The 12,456-nt window shown below is 55.1% G+C and carries 13 protein-coding genes and 1 other annotated feature; of the genes, 3 read left to right on the top strand and 10 right to left on the bottom strand.

Going from position 1 to position 12,456, the window contains the following annotated elements; genetic code table 11:
• Positions 1-34: 34 nt before the first annotated feature.
• Together mog and tal are read right to left on the bottom strand one after the other, a co-directional pair.
• Entirely contained in the window at positions 35-622 is a 588-nt protein-coding gene (gene mog / locus ELK40_RS03985; protein ID WP_127729572.1) for a molybdopterin adenylyltransferase, read from the bottom strand.
• Positions 623-732: 110 nt separating this feature from the next.
• A complete protein-coding gene (gene tal, locus ELK40_RS03980) occupies positions 733-1,686 on the bottom strand; it encodes a transaldolase (RefSeq protein ID WP_023310342.1) in 954 nt (317 codons plus the stop codon).
• A gap of 262 nt (positions 1,687-1,948) precedes the next feature.
• Between tal and ELK40_RS03975 the strand changes: the two genes are divergently transcribed.
• Positions 1,949-3,379, top strand: coding sequence for a sodium:alanine symporter family protein (locus ELK40_RS03975; RefSeq protein WP_127729570.1), 1,431 nt, complete (start codon positions 1,949-1,951; stop codon positions 3,377-3,379).
• A 66-nt stretch (positions 3,380-3,445) separates the two neighbouring features.
• A complete protein-coding gene (gene yaaA / locus ELK40_RS03970; protein ID WP_127729568.1) occupies positions 3,446-4,219 on the top strand; it encodes a peroxide stress protein YaaA in 774 nt (257 codons plus the stop codon).
• Positions 4,220-4,251: 32 nt separating this feature from the next.
• On the opposite strand, the gene ELK40_RS03965 is transcribed toward yaaA, so the two are convergent.
• The 7 genes from ELK40_RS03965 to yjjY all read right to left on the bottom strand — a co-directional run bounded on the left by ELK40_RS03965 (position 4,252) and on the right by yjjY (position 11,065).
• The gene (locus ELK40_RS03965; protein ID WP_127729566.1) at positions 4,252-4,548 is read right to left on the bottom strand and encodes a DUF2502 domain-containing protein; all 297 of its coding nucleotides are present in this window, start codon (positions 4,546-4,548) and stop codon (positions 4,252-4,254) included.
• 246 nt (positions 4,549-4,794) lie between these two features.
• Complete coding sequence (gene thrC / locus ELK40_RS03960; protein ID WP_069720140.1) at positions 4,795-6,081, bottom strand: threonine synthase; 1,287 nt, start codon at positions 6,079-6,081, stop codon at positions 4,795-4,797.
• A gap of 3 nt (positions 6,082-6,084) precedes the next feature.
• A complete protein-coding gene (gene thrB, locus ELK40_RS03955) occupies positions 6,085-7,014 on the bottom strand; it encodes a homoserine kinase (RefSeq protein WP_048225593.1) in 930 nt (309 codons plus the stop codon).
• Between the two features lies 1 nt (position 7,015).
• Positions 7,016-9,478: a bifunctional aspartate kinase/homoserine dehydrogenase I gene (thrA, locus tag ELK40_RS03950; protein WP_127729564.1), complete on the bottom strand. Its 2,463-nt coding sequence runs from the start codon at positions 9,476-9,478 to the stop codon at positions 7,016-7,018.
• A gap of 24 nt (positions 9,479-9,502) precedes the next feature.
• Positions 9,503-9,620, bottom strand: a sequence feature (Thr leader region).
• A complete protein-coding gene (gene thrL / locus ELK40_RS03945) occupies positions 9,559-9,627 on the bottom strand; it encodes a thr operon leader peptide (protein WP_015572623.1) in 69 nt (22 codons plus the stop codon). (Overlaps the previous feature by 62 nt.)
• A 211-nt stretch (positions 9,628-9,838) precedes the next feature.
• The gene (locus ELK40_RS03940) at positions 9,839-10,525 is read right to left on the bottom strand and encodes a tRNA/rRNA methyltransferase (protein ID WP_111964081.1); all 687 of its coding nucleotides are present in this window, start codon (positions 10,523-10,525) and stop codon (positions 9,839-9,841) included.
• Positions 10,526-10,924: 399 nt separating this feature from the next.
• Complete coding sequence (yjjY, locus tag ELK40_RS03935; RefSeq protein ID WP_085928893.1) at positions 10,925-11,065, bottom strand: protein YjjY; 141 nt, start codon at positions 11,063-11,065, stop codon at positions 10,925-10,927.
• Between the two features lie 95 nt (positions 11,066-11,160).
• On the opposite strand from yjjY, the gene arcA reads away from it, so the two are divergent.
• Complete coding sequence (gene arcA, locus ELK40_RS03930; RefSeq protein WP_003856501.1) at positions 11,161-11,877, top strand: two-component system response regulator ArcA; 717 nt, start codon at positions 11,161-11,163, stop codon at positions 11,875-11,877.
• 46 nt (positions 11,878-11,923) lie between these two features.
• Here the strand turns inward: arcA and creA are convergent, their stop codons facing one another.
• Positions 11,924-12,397 carry a protein CreA gene (creA, locus tag ELK40_RS03925; protein ID WP_045907753.1) on the bottom strand — a complete coding sequence of 158 codons (474 nt, stop codon included), beginning with the start codon at positions 12,395-12,397 and terminating at the stop codon, positions 11,924-11,926.
• Between the last annotated feature and the right edge of the window lie 59 nt (positions 12,398-12,456).

Below are 12,456 nucleotides of genomic sequence, written 5' to 3'. Positions count from 1 at the left end.
CGCCGCTTCAGCTTATGTCACATATTGATTAATTTCAGGAGATTGTTTCGCGACGCGCGTTTTTAGGACGAAAAGCTGCTACCACTTTCTCATCGGTTTCGACATACGGGCCGTCAAGAAGCTGTATACAATACGGTACACTTGCAAAGATACCGTTAACGATGACGCTGCCGTCTTCCGCTTTAAGCCCTTCCAGGGTCTCTTTGATCGACTTCGGCTGACCCGGCAGGTTCAGAATCAACGCCTGCTTGCGGATCACCCCCACCTGGCGGGAAAGAATGGCCGTCGGAACAAAGTGTAGACCGATCTGGCGCATCTGTTCACCGAAGCCCGGCATTTCGCGATCGGCGATAGCCAGCGTCGCGTCCGGCGTCACGTCACGGCGCGCGGGGCCGGTTCCGCCCGTCGTCAGAACAAGATGGCAGCTCATCTCATCCACCAGCTCGCAGAGCGTCTGCTCGATGATCGGCTGTTCGTCAGGAATCAGGCGGGTCTGAATCTCAAAGGGGGTGGTCAGCACGCTGCTCAACCATTCTTCCAGAGCGGGGATGCCTTTATCCTGGTAAACACCGCTGGAGGCGCGGTCAGAAATCGACACTAAGCCGATGCGTAAGGTATTCATATCCATTCCATTCAAAGAGTACTGATTAAAGGGAATGATACACGCAGAGAGGAGATTCAGACAGGGGACGAAAGAAGTCGCGTGACCGGGAGCCCGGTCACGCAGAATGATTACAGCAGGTCGCCGATCATTTTTTCCAGTTTGCCCTGGTCAACAGCAAACTTACGGATACCGTCCGCCAGCTTGTCTACCGCCATTGGATCCTGGTTGTGCTGCCACAGGAACTCGGATTCAGTGATGCGCTCTGGACGTGCTTTCACTTCACCGGTGTAAGACAGTTTACGCTCAATGGTACCTTCGCTTTCTGCCAGCTCTTTCAGCAGCGCAGGAGCGATGGTCAGGCGGTCACAGCCAGCCAGCTCGATGATTTCACCGACGTTACGGAAGCTTGCGCCCATAACCACAGTCTCATAACCGTGCTGCTTGTAGTATTCGTAGATTTCAGTAACAGAAACTACGCCTGGATCTTCAGCCGGTGCGTACTCTTTCTTATCAGTGTTGGCTTTGTACCAGTCCAGAATACGGCCCACGAACGGAGAAATCAGGTATACGCCCGCTTCTGCACAAGCACGCGCCTGCGCGAAGGAGAACAGCAGGGTCAGGTTACAGTTGATACCGTCTTTTTCCAGCTGCTCTGCCGCGCGGATACCCTGCCAGGTGGAAGCCAGTTTGATCAGGATACGGTCGTTGCTGATGCCCGCGTCGTTGTACATTTTGATCAGACGTTTCGCTTTGGCGATAGACGCTTCGGTGTCGTAGGAAAGACGCGCATCTACTTCGGTAGAGATACGGCCAGGAACCAGTTTCAGGATTTCCAGACCGATGTTCACTGCCAGTTTGTCGGTGGCATCCACAACCTGCTGCGCGCGGTCGTTGCTCTGTGCTTTCGCCCAGGTCACTGCGTCGTCAATCAGTTTGCGATACTCAGGGATCTGTGCGGCGTTAAGGATCAGAGAAGGGTTAGTTGTGGCATCCTGCGGCTGGTACAGCTTCATTGCCGCGATATCTCCGGTGTCAGCTACGACAGTGGTGAACTGACGAAGGGAGGTCAATTTATCCGTCATGATAGTGTTTCTCTTTTAACGTGCCCTGGATAATTCACGCTACCGACAGCATGCCTGCAGCGGAAAAATGACAGGTTTACTTGTTAGGGGGATGTAACCGGTCTGCCCTGATGATAACACGACGGAGGGGTAGCGCAACCGCAGACAGTGCGCTTAGGTAGAGTATGGTAAACTCGGAATATTAACAGGCTGCTAAGCAACAGCATGCCCAATCAGTGGTAGCGCTTACATATTCACTTTGGCATCAACAAGAGGGACGTTAATGCCTGATTTCTTTTTCTTTATTAACGAAGTCCTGTGGGGTTCGATAATGATTTACCTGCTTCTGGGAGCAGGTATTTGGTTTACGCTACGCAGTGGGTTCATCCAGTTTCGTTATATTCGCAAGTTTGGCAGAAGTCTGAAAAACAGCGTCACGCCTCAGCCGGGCGGATTAACGTCGTTTCAGGCACTTTGTACCAGCCTGGCGGCACGCCTCGGCAGCGGCAATCTGGCGGGCGTTGCGCTGGCCATCAGCGCCGGTGGGCCAGGCGCAGTCTTCTGGATGTGGGTGACGGCGCTTCTCGGGATGGCCACCTCCTTTGCCGAAAGTTCGCTCGCCCAGCTTTATAAAGAGAAAGATAAAAACGGCCAGTTTCGCGGTGGTCCAGCCTGGTACATGGCGCGTGGCTTAGGGATGCGTTGGATGGGCGTCCTGTTCTCGCTTTTTTTACTGCTCGCGTACGGCCTTATTTTTAATACCGTCCAGGCTAACTCGGTCGCCAACGCCCTGCGCTATGCCTTCTCCTGCCCCGAGTGGCTCTCGGGTCTCGCTTTAGCCATCGTCGTTCTGCTTACCATCTCGGTCGGTCTCAAGGGCATCGCCCGTCTGATGCAGTGGCTGGTGCCCATTATGGCGCTGCTCTGGGTTGCCGCGAGCCTGTTCGTTGCCGCCCTGCATCTCGACCAGGTGCCGGGCGTGATTGCGACCATCGTCAAAAGCGCCTTTGGCTGGCGCGAAGTGGCCTCCGGGGCGCTGGGCTATACCTTCAGCCAGGCGCTGATGGCGGGTTTTCAGCGGGGCATGTTCTCTAATGAGGCCGGCATGGGGTCAACCCCCAACGCGGCAGCCGCCGCCTCTTCCTGGCCGCCGCACCCGGCCGCGCAAGGCATTGTGCAGATGATTGGCGTCTTTACCGATACCATTATTATCTGTTCCGCCAGCGCCATGATTTTGCTGCTGGCAGGCCCCGTACCGCACGCGTCGGGCACCGTCGGAATACAGCTTCTCCAGCAGGCGCTGGTGAACCTGACCGGCGGCTGGGGTGCAGGGTTTGTCTCGCTAATCCTGGTTTTGTTTGCCTTCAGCTCGATAGTGGTGAATTACCTTTACGCCGAAAATAACCTTATTTTCCTGAAGCTCGACTCCCGCGCCGCAATCGGAACCCTGCGTCTGGGGGTCATCCTGATGGTGATCGCAGGCTCCCTGCTCAGTATGCCGCTGGTCTGGCAACTGGCCGATATCATTATGGCGCTGATGGCGATCACTAACCTCACGGCGATCCTGCTGCTCTCCCCCGTTGTGACCCTGATTGCCAGAGACTATCTGCGCCAGCGCAAACTCGGCGTTCCGCCGGTATTTGATCCCGCCCGTTATCCCGATATTAAGGCGCAGCTTGCCCCCGGCACGTGGGATGATTTGCCGCGGCAATAACAGCTATCGATCAATTCAGGGCGATTTTTTGCTAAAGTCGCTCTAAATTTCCTGCAAGGACTGGATATGCTGATTCTGATTTCACCTGCAAAAACGCTCGACTACCAGAGCCCGCTCGCTACAGAGCGCTATACCCAGCCTGAACTGCTGGACTACTCGCAACAGCTGATCCGCGAAGCGCGTAAGCTCTCTGCGCCGCAAATCGCCTCGCTGATGAGCATCAGCGAAAAGCTGGCAGACCTTAACGCGACCCGCTTTCACGAGTGGCACCCGGATTTCACCCCGGCTAACGCTCGCCAGGCCATCCTGGCGTTTAAAGGCGATGTCTATACTGGCCTGCAGGCGGAAGATTTTAGCGAAGCCGATTTCGATTTTGCCCAGCAGCATCTGCGCATGCTGTCGGGTCTGTACGGCGTACTGAGACCGCTGGACCTCATGCAGCCGTATCGTCTGGAGATGGGGATTCGTCTGGAGAATGCCAAAGGCAAAGACCTGTACCATTTCTGGGGCGATATCATTACCGACAAGCTGAATGCGGCGCTGCACGCCCAGGGCGATAACGTGGTGATAAACCTTGCGTCCGATGAATACTACAAGTCGGTGAAGCCGAAAAAGCTGGATGCGGAGATTATCAAACCGGTGTTCCTCGACGAGAAGAACGGTAAGTTCAAAGTGATCAGCTTCTACGCCAAGAAAGCGCGCGGTCTGATGAGCCGCTACATTATCCAGAACCGCCTGACGAAGCCGGAGCAATTGACCGCCTTTAACAGCGAAGGCTATTTCTTTGACGAAGAAGCGTCAGGGAAAGGCGAGCTGGTGTTTAAGCGCCACGAGCAGTAAAAACAAACCCCGCCGGCTGGCGGGGTTTTGCATTAGTGGTGTTTCCAGTCCGGGCCCGGACGATGATCGTCATGGCGACGGTCGTCATGATGGTGGTCACGCTCGCGATGCTCATCATGTGGACGCCAGTGGTTATCGCGCCAGTCATAATGCGCCTTCCACCAGTCGTGGTCGCGCCAGCGGCCACCGTCCCAGTAGTGCCCGTTATTATCCCGGTCGCCAATCTGCAGTTTTACCGCAGGTACGAGGGTGATTTCGGATGCCTGTACCGCCATGGGAGCGACCAGCATCATTGAAAGCGCAATCAGCACAGGTTTCAGTGTAGACATCGGTGACTCCTTATTATCTTTGCCCTACGTGGGCCGATGTAAGGAGATTACGCGAGGGAAACGGGGGATGTTATTCTCTGCAATCCTAATCGCTAAGTGACCGCATTTATTGGGAATTTCTGCTTTTTCCCTGCTATTTTCCTCCTTAATTTCTCCATAAAAAAAGCCGGGTAGCGGCTACGCCTTACCCGGCCTACGTTCTGAGCCGTTGTAGGTCGGGTAAGGCGAAGCCGCACCCGACAAAAATTATGCTCGGGACATCATCAGCTTACGCAGCGCGGCAAAGTCTGCCGGCAGTTCATGGGACAGCAGCGGCAGGTCGGCACGCTCGGCCAGCTCTTTCGGCAGCGGCAGCGTTTCGCCCAGGATTGCCTCCACGCTCTCTTTGAACTTCGCCGGATGCGCGGTGCCCAGGAACAGGCCATATTCACCCGGGTTAAGCTGGTCGCGCAGCGCGCGGTAGGCAATCGCCGCGTGCGGTTCAGAGGTATACCCGACCGCCTTCAGCTCGCGCATGGTGGATTTGGTAGTTTCATCCGTCACCGCGGCATAGCCCAGGTCGCCCAGACGCCAGATCTTACGGCGGAACAGCTCTTCCACGCGCGGCCAGTTGTTCGGCTGAGACACATCCATCGCATTGGAGAGGGTCGCCTGCGTGGCGTTCGGCGCCCACTTCCCGTCTTTCAGGAAGCGCGGCACGGTGTCGTTGGCGTTGGTCGCGGCGATAAAGCGTTTCACCGGCAGACCCAGGGATTTTGCCAGCAGGCCCGCCGTCAGGTCACCGAAGTTACCGCTCGGCACGGAGATCACCAGCTGGTTGCGCGCTTCCTGCGGCAGCTGCGCCACCGCTTCGAAGTAGTAGCAGATCTGCGCCAGCAGACGGCTGATGTTGATGGAGTTCGCAGAGTTAAGACCCAGAGCTACCTTCAGCTCTTCGTCGTCGAAGGCCTGCTTGACCAGCGCCTGGCAGGCATCGAAATCACCGTCAATTGCCACGGTTTCAATGTTGCCGCCGAGGGTGCAGAACAGTTTCTCCTGCAGCGGGCTGATTTTGCCTTTTGGATAGAGGATCACCACGCGGACGTTTTTCAGGCCGTAGAACGCGTGTGCCACCGCCGCGCCGGTATCGCCGGAGGTTGCGGTCAGGATGGTCACCGGCTTGTCGCCGCTGATGTGGGTCAGCATCTGCGCCATAAAGCGGCCGCCGAAGTCTTTAAACGCCAGGGTTGGGCCGTGGAACAGCTCCAGACAGCCCACGTCAGGCTCAACCTGCTGAACCGGCGCCGGGAACGCGAATGCCGCACGCACGCGCTCTTCCAGCAGCTCCTGCGGAATTTCATCGCCGATAAACGCGGACAGAATTTTGGTGCTGCGGGTGACAAAATCCTGCTTCAGCAGGTCATCAATCTCGGTCAGCTGGAATTCCGGCAGGTCATGCGGGAAAAACAGCCCCTGATTTTTGCCCAGTCCCTGAGTCACCGCCTGCGCGAAGCTGACCTGCTCGTTATGATCTTTAAGGTTGTAGAGTTTCATTAATTATCCCAGTACTCGTGCGCCAGCCGTGTCCAGACGGCAAATATGAACAAAGCCTTCCTGATTTTGCAGGTAGTGTTTAGAGAGCCAGTCCGCCACGCGCTGCGCAGTGTCTGCCTTGTCGCACAGGGCGAACAGCGTCGGGCCGGAGCCGGAGATGCCACACGCCTGCGCGCCGATATCCATTGATGCCTGCCGCGCCTCGTTAAAGCCGGGCAGCAGCTTCGTGCGATACGGCTCGGCAATGACGTCCTTCATCAGTTTTGCCGCCAGCTGCGGCTGACGGGTGTAGCAGGCGTGGATAAAGCCCGCCAGATGACGCCCGTGGGCGATACAGTCCTGACGACGATATTGCGCGGGCAGGATCGCACGCGCTTCCGCGGTAGAGACCTTAATGCCCGGATAGGCCAGCACCCACAGCCACTCATCAAACCCTGGCACCTGCTGGCTGATGATGCCATTTTCTTCGATCATCAGCTGCATGCCACCGAGGAAGCACGGCGCCACGTTGTCATAGTGAATGCTGCCGGAGATACGCCCTTCCAGCTCGCCCATTAAGCCCAGCAGGCGGTTGTTGTTCAGCGGCTTGCCGCAGTGCTCATTCATTGCCACCAGAGCGGCGACCACCGAACAGGCGCTGGAACCCAGCCCCGAGCCAATCGGCATACTTTTTTCCAGCGTCATAGCGACCGGCACGTTTTTACCGATCTCCTGACAGAAGCGTTCCCAGCACTGATAGACGATGTTCTCGCGCGGGTCGGACGGTAGCTTGCTGGCGAAGCGGCCCACGTTATTCAGGCTGAAGCTGTCTGCCGCTTCCACCGTAACCGTATCGCCCAGCAGCGAACCATCCACCGGCGTCACCGCCGCACCCAGCACGTCAAATCCGACGCTCATATTCGCGCTGGAAGCCGGGGCATAAACTTTGACCATGTTAAACTCCTAACTTCCATGACAGGGTACGCAGCAGATCGGCAAACACACCCGCCGCCGTAACATCGTTCCCTGCGCCATAGCCGCGAAGCACCAGCGGCAGTGGCTGATAATAGTGGCTGTAAAACGCGAGGGCGTTTTCGCCGTTTTTGACTTTGTACAGCGGGTCGTTGCCATCCACTTCGGCAATCTTCACCCGGCACACGCCATCTTCTTCAATGTTGCCAACATAGCGCAATACCTTACCTTCATCACGGGCTTTCGCAACGCGCGCGGCAAACGCGTCGTCAAGCTGCGGCAGTCTGGCCATAAAGGTGCTGACGTCACCGCTGCTGTCAAATTCTGCCGGCAGGACCGGTTCAATCACGATATCGGAAAGCTCAAGCTCACGGCCCGTTTCGCGCGCGAGGATCAGCAGCTTACGCGCCACGTCCATACCGGAGAGATCGTCACGCGGATCCGGCTCGGTGTAGCCCAGCTCGCGCGCGGCGCGGGTGGCTTCGGAGAGGCTCATCCCTTCATCCAGCTTGCCGAAGATAAACGACAGCGAGCCGGAGAGAATGCCGGAGAAACGCTGCAGTTCATCACCCGCGTTAAGCAGGTTCTGCAGGTTTTCGATAACCGGCAGACCAGCCCCAACGTTGGTGTCGTACAGAAACTTGCGGCGCGACTTGCTCGCCGCCAGACGCAGCTGGTGATAGTAATCCATCGACGAGGTGTTGGCCTTTTTGTTCGGCGTCACCACGTGGAAACCTTCGCGCAGGAAATCGGCGTACTGGTCCGCCACCGCCTGGTTCGAAGTGCAGTCGACGATGACCGGGTTAAGCAGATGGTACTCTTTCACCAGACGGATCAGGCGGCCCAGGTTGAACGGCTCTTTCGCCTCGTTCATCTCTGCCTGCCAGTTTTCCAGGTTAAGGCCGTGGACGTTGGTAAGCAGCGCTTTGGAATTCGCAATCCCGCAGACGCGCAGGTCGATGTGTTTCTTCTTCAGCCACTCCTGCTGACGCTTCACCTGCTCCAGCAGCGCGCCGCCTACGCCACCCACGCCAATCAGGAACAGCTCGATGACCTGATCGGTGTTGAACAGCATCTGGTGAACCACGCGAACGCCGGTGGTCGTATCATCATTGTCCACGACAACAGAAATTGAACGCTCCGACGAGCCCTGAGCAATCGCCACGATGTTGATATTGGCGCGCGCCAGCGCGGCAAAGAACTTGGCGGAGATACCGCGCAGCGTGCGCATGCCGTCGCCAACCACGGAGATAATCGCCAGACGCTCCTGAATGGAGAGCGGCTCGAGCAATTCTTCTTTGAGCTCCAGATAGAACTCTTCTTCCAGCGCGCGACGGGCGCGCAGGCAGTCGCCCTGCGGCACGCAGAAGCTAATGCTGTATTCGGAAGAGGACTGGGTAATCAGCACCACCGAGATACCGTTGCGGGACATGGCCGCAAATACGCGCGCTGCCATGCCGACCATCCCTTTCATCCCAGGGCCGGAGACGCTGAACATCGCCATATTGTTGAGGTTGGAGATGCCTTTCACCGGCAGACCGTCCTCATCGCTGCTTGCGCCAATCAGCGTACCCGGCGCCTGCGGGTTACCGGTGTTTTTAATCAGGCAAGGGATCTGGAACTGGGCAATCGGGGAGATGGTACGCGGGTGAAGCACTTTGGCACCGAAGTAGGAAAGCTCCATCGCTTCCTGGTACGACATCGACTTCAGCAGCCTGGCGTCCGGAACCTGGCGCGGGTCGCAGGTATAGACGCCGTCGACGTCAGTCCAGATCTCACAACAGTCCGCGCGTAAGCAGGCGGCCAGCACGGCGGCGGAGTAGTCGGAACCGTTACGGCCCAGCACCACCAGCTCGCCCTTCTCGTTACCGGCGGTAAAGCCTGCCATCAGGATCATGTGGTCAGCGGGAATTTTGCTGGCGGCGATACGGCGGGTTGATTCGGCAATATCAACGGTGGATTCGAGGTAGTGGCCCACCGCAAGCAGTTTTTCAACGGGATCGATCACGGTCACGCTATGGCCGCGCGCTTCCAGCACGCCGGCCATAATGGCGATAGAGAGTTTTTCACCGCGACAAATCAGCGCCGCGTTGATGCTGTCCGGGCACTGGCCGAGGAGGCTGATACCGTGCAGAACGTGTTTGATTTGCGCAAATTCCTGCTCAACGAAGGACTTCAGCTGAGCGTGCGGGAAGCCAGGCAGCGCCTCTGCCAGCCCTTGCAATAAGTCAGCGAATATACGCTCTGCGTCGCTGATGTTCGGGAGTGCGTCCTGGCCACCGATGGTTTTTTCGATCATCGCCACCAGATGGTTCGTGATTTTTGCCGGGGCAGAGAGCACGGTCGCAACCTGCCCCTGCCTGGCGTTGCTTTCCAGGATATCGGCAACTCGCAGAAAACGTTCTGCATTTGCCACTGATGTACCGCCGAACTTCAACACTCGCATGGTTCTACCTCGTTTCCTTTAGCCGAAAAAAAAGCCCGCACTGTCTAGGTGCGGGCTTTTTTTTGTTTTTCCTGTACGCGTCAGCCCGCATCGTTACCAGTGGTAATGATGATGGTTGTGGTAATGGTGGTGATGCTGATGCGTTTCATGGATGTTGTGTACTCTGTCATTATTATCTGTCTGTGCTGTATTCTTTTAGGGTTAAAGGATCGGGCTCGTTAAGTCAACGAATTTTTAATTTGATCACAATTCGGAAGACTCTCACGTCCCGCTGCGTGCAGATTTATTTTCATCCGATTCCCCCAGATGCAACCCATACAGACAGACTTATTCGCCATAGTAAAAACTTATGGCAGTATTTTACTCGGCCAATTTTTTTTCAATATCATGCAGCAAACGGTGCAGCATTGCGGTGTCCCGCTGCTCAAGACGTCCCAAACGCTGCTGCAGCCAGTCAGCCATTTTTTGATCGTCAGCTACTTCCAACTGCGTTAACAGCTGCTCAACGCGTGCGCGCAGCGCAGCCAGCTGATTTTCATCTGCCCTTTCAGCCTGAGGCTGGGGAATTTGTATTAGGGAGGCTAATTGATAGCAGTACACCATGACCGCCTGGCCCAAATTCAGGGAAGGATAATCGGCCACCATCGGCGCACCGGTGAGCACGTCCGCCAGTTCCAGCTCCTCGTTGGTTAATCCGGAATCTTCACGACCAAATACCAGCGCCGCTTTCTCCAGCCACTGGCTTTTCTCTTCCAGCATCGGCACCAGCTCCGCTGGCGTCGCATAGTAGTGGAACTTAGCGCGACTACGCGCCGTGGTTGCAACGGTAAACGAAATGTCGTGCAGCGCGTCGGCAAGCGTAGCGTAAGTGGTTATATTATCGAGAATATCTCCCGATCCGTGCGCCACCCAACGCGCGGCTGGCTCCAGATGGGCCGTGCTGTCCACAATGCGCAAATCGGTAAAACCCATGGTCTTCATGGCACGCGCCGCTGCGCCTATATTTTCTGCTCTGGCTGGGGCAACCAGTACAATCGACAGATGCATTTATGCTCTCTTTTTAATCAGTTAGCCGGTAAAAATGTGATGCACTTCAACATATTACGCAGCGCGAATTTACAAAATTGCAACACAAATCACCGAAATAGCGTTTCATAACAAATTAAAAACGCTAAACTATTCTGTGTCTGAACAATCAGTTAGAATGTTAATAGAACACCATTATCCCTATGTTTTATAATGATAATGGCAGCATGAATACCCTATTCTGATTGGATTCGCTTCGTTTATAAATCAATGTCCGCAACTAGTTGGTTTATTGAAAAATTGTGACAAAGGCTAGCATTCAGCTACGATGATTTCATCAAACTGTTAACGTGCTACAATTGAACTTGATATATGTCAACGAAGCGTAGTTTTATTGGGTGTCTGGTGTCACTTAGCCTGTTATGTTGCTGTTAAAATGGTTAGGATGACAGCCGTTTTTGACACTGTCGGGTCCAAAGGGAAAGTACCCAAGACCAAGCTAATGATGTTGTTGACGTTGATGGAAAGTGCATCAAGAACGCAATTACGTACTTTAGTCACGTTAAGCCGATCATGTTAATTTGCGACATGCATCAGGCAGGTCAGGGACTTTTGTACTTCCTGTTTCGATTTAGTTGGTAATTTAGGTAGCAAACATGCAGACCCCGCACATTCTTATCGTTGAAGACGAGTTGGTAACACGCAACACGTTAAAGAGCATTTTCGAAGCAGAAGGCTACGATGTCTTTGAAGCGACCGATGGCGCAGAGATGCATCAGATCCTTTCTGAAAATGATATTAACCTGGTGATCATGGATATTAACCTGCCGGGCAAAAACGGTCTTCTTCTGGCGCGCGAACTGCGCGAGCAGGCGAACGTCGCGTTAATGTTCCTGACGGGCCGTGATAACGAAGTTGATAAAATTCTTGGCCTGGAAATCGGTGCGGATGACTACATCACCAAGCCATTCAACCCTCGCGAGTTAACCATTCGTGCACGCAACCTGCTGTCCCGCACCATGAACCTGGGTACTGTCAGCGAAGAGCGTCGTAGCGTAGATAGCTACAAATTCAACGGCTGGGAACTTGATATTAATAGCCGCTCGCTGATTAGCCCGAACGGTGAGCAGTATAAACTGCCGCGCAGTGAATTCCGCGCGATGCTGCACTTCTGCGAAAACCCGGGAAAAATTCAGTCCCGTGCAGAACTGCTAAAGAAAATGACCGGCCGTGAGCTGAAGCCGCACGACCGTACCGTAGACGTCACCATCCGTCGTATTCGTAAACATTTCGAATCTACGCCAGATACACCGGAAATCATCGCCACCATTCACGGCGAAGGGTACCGTTTCTGCGGCGATTTGCAGGAATAATCCCGCAGTTAATGCATTAAAAAACGGCGCTTATGCGCCGTTTTTTTTATTCCCGCCAGGGCATAATCGGCACCGCGCTGATCGCGTTTTTCGGTGACCCTTCCACCACTTTGTCAGAATAGGCCAGGTAGGCCAGCGTATTGCGTTTGGCATCGTAGAAACGCACAACCTGCAGCTTTTTGAACACCAGCGAGGTCCGTTTCTGGAATACCACGTCGCCCTGCGCTTTGCCGTTTTTAATTTTGTCGCTCAATTCAACCGGGCCCACCTGCTGACATGAGATCGCCGCATCGGAGGTATCTTCCGCCAGCCCCAGTCCGCCTTTGATGCCGCCCGTTTTCGCGCGGCTGACATAGCAGGTGACGTTTTTCACGTCCGGATCGTCAAACGCCTCCACCACGATTTTGTGGTCCGGGCCAAACATTTTGAACACGGTATCGACGGAACCAATCTGTTCCGCCTGTGCAGCGCGCCCGACCATCAACATCAGCGCGGTGAAGAGCAAAGTCTTGTATTTCATATTGTTACCATTCTTTAAAATTACACTGAGCAATTATTCAACACTTTAGACAAAAATGT

The sequence above is a fragment of the Enterobacter sp. N18-03635 genome, from assembly GCF_004006055.1.
Classification (GTDB): Bacteria; Pseudomonadota; Gammaproteobacteria; order Enterobacterales; family Enterobacteriaceae; genus Enterobacter; species Enterobacter vonholyi.
This window is presented reverse-complemented; position numbering and strand designations above follow the sequence as displayed.

Coding starts and splice junctions, on each gene's coding strand:
- mog (WP_127729572.1), bottom strand. CDS start 622: ATGAATACCTTACGCATCGGCTTAGTGTCGATTTCTGACCGCGCCTCC.
- tal (WP_023310342.1), bottom strand. CDS start 1,686: ATGACGGATAAATTGACCTCCCTTCGTCAGTTCACCACTGTCGTAGCT.
- ELK40_RS03975 (WP_127729570.1), top strand. CDS start 1,949: ATGCCTGATTTCTTTTTCTTTATTAACGAAGTCCTGTGGGGTTCGATA.
- yaaA (WP_127729568.1), top strand. CDS start 3,446: ATGCTGATTCTGATTTCACCTGCAAAAACGCTCGACTACCAGAGCCCG.
- ELK40_RS03965 (WP_127729566.1), bottom strand. CDS start 4,548: ATGTCTACACTGAAACCTGTGCTGATTGCGCTTTCAATGATGCTGGTC.
- thrC (WP_069720140.1), bottom strand. CDS start 6,081: ATGAAACTCTACAACCTTAAAGATCATAACGAGCAGGTCAGCTTCGCG.
- thrB (WP_048225593.1), bottom strand. CDS start 7,014: ATGGTCAAAGTTTATGCCCCGGCTTCCAGCGCGAATATGAGCGTCGGA.
- thrA (WP_127729564.1), bottom strand. CDS start 9,478: ATGCGAGTGTTGAAGTTCGGCGGTACATCAGTGGCAAATGCAGAACGT.
- ELK40_RS03940 (WP_111964081.1), bottom strand. CDS start 10,525: ATGCATCTGTCGATTGTACTGGTTGCCCCAGCCAGAGCAGAAAATATA.
- arcA (WP_003856501.1), top strand. CDS start 11,161: ATGCAGACCCCGCACATTCTTATCGTTGAAGACGAGTTGGTAACACGC.
- creA (WP_045907753.1), bottom strand. CDS start 12,397: ATGAAATACAAGACTTTGCTCTTCACCGCGCTGATGTTGATGGTCGGG.